Here is a 958-nt window from a genome sequence, read left to right as displayed (position 1 = left end):
AGCCGGTGGCACGCCAGGTGCCGGTGGCCGGGTCGTACAGCTGCGCGCTGGCCAGGGCGCCGCCCGCGTTCCGGCCACCCACGATGAGCACCTTGCCATCGGTCAGCAGCGTGGCGGTGTGCTGGTTGCGAGCCGTGGCGAAGGAGCCGGTGGCGCTCCAGGCGCCGGTGGCCGGGTCGTACAGCTCCGCGCTGCTCAGGAGCTCGCTCGCGTTGTAGCCGCCCGCGACGAGCACCCTGCCATCGGTCAGCGGCGTGGCGGTGTGGGCGTAGCGAACCGAGGCGAGGGCGCCGGTGGCACGCCAGGTGCCGGTGGCCGGGTCGTACAGCTCCGCGCTGGCCAGGAAGTCGCTCGAGTTGTAGCCGCCCGCGACGAGCACCCTGCCCGTGGGCAGCAGCGTGGCGGTGTGGGAGCGGCGCGCCGTGGCCAGGGAGCCGGTGGTACTCCAGGTGCCGGTGGCTGGATTGTACACATGCGCGCTGGAGACTTCGTCGCTCGGGCCCGTGCCGCCCGCGACGAGCACCCTGCCCGTGGGCAGCGGCGTGGTGGTGTGGCCCCAGCGAGACTCGGGCAGGGAGCCGGTGGCGCTCACGGTGCCGGTGACCGGGTCATACACCTGCGCGCTGGACAGGGTGCTGCCCGCCCCGAAACCNCCGGCGACGAGCACCTTGCCCGTGGGCAGCAGCGTGGCGGTGTGGGCGCGGCGAGAGGCGAGGGTGCCGGTGGCACTCCAGGTGCCCGTGGCCGGCTCATACACCTCCGAGTTGGACAGGGCGCCACCGCCGTCGCCGCCCGCGACGAGCACCTTGCCCGAGGGCAGCAGCGTGGCGCTGTGGGCGGTGCGAGCCGAGGCGAGCGCGCCGGTGGCACTCCAGGTGCCCGTGGCCGGCTCATACACCTCCGTGCTGTTCAGGGTGCCGCTCGTCCCGGAGCCACCGGAGACGAGCACCTTGCCCGT

Annotated in this window: 1 protein-coding gene; it reads right to left on the bottom strand. The window is 74.1% G+C overall.

Annotated features, from left to right (window positions below; all coding sequences use genetic code 11):
* Positions 1-667 (bottom strand): Kelch repeat-containing protein (locus Q664_RS47170; protein ID WP_481955004.1); only part of this gene is annotated, 667 nt, incomplete at its 3' end.
* Positions 668-958: the final 291 nt, after the last annotated feature.

The organism is Archangium violaceum Cb vi76 (genome assembly GCF_000733295.1).
GTDB lineage: Bacteria > Myxococcota > Myxococcia > Myxococcales > Myxococcaceae > Archangium > Archangium violaceum.
The sequence above is the reverse complement of the archived record's forward strand: the minus strand, read 5'-3'. Positions and strand labels throughout refer to the sequence as shown.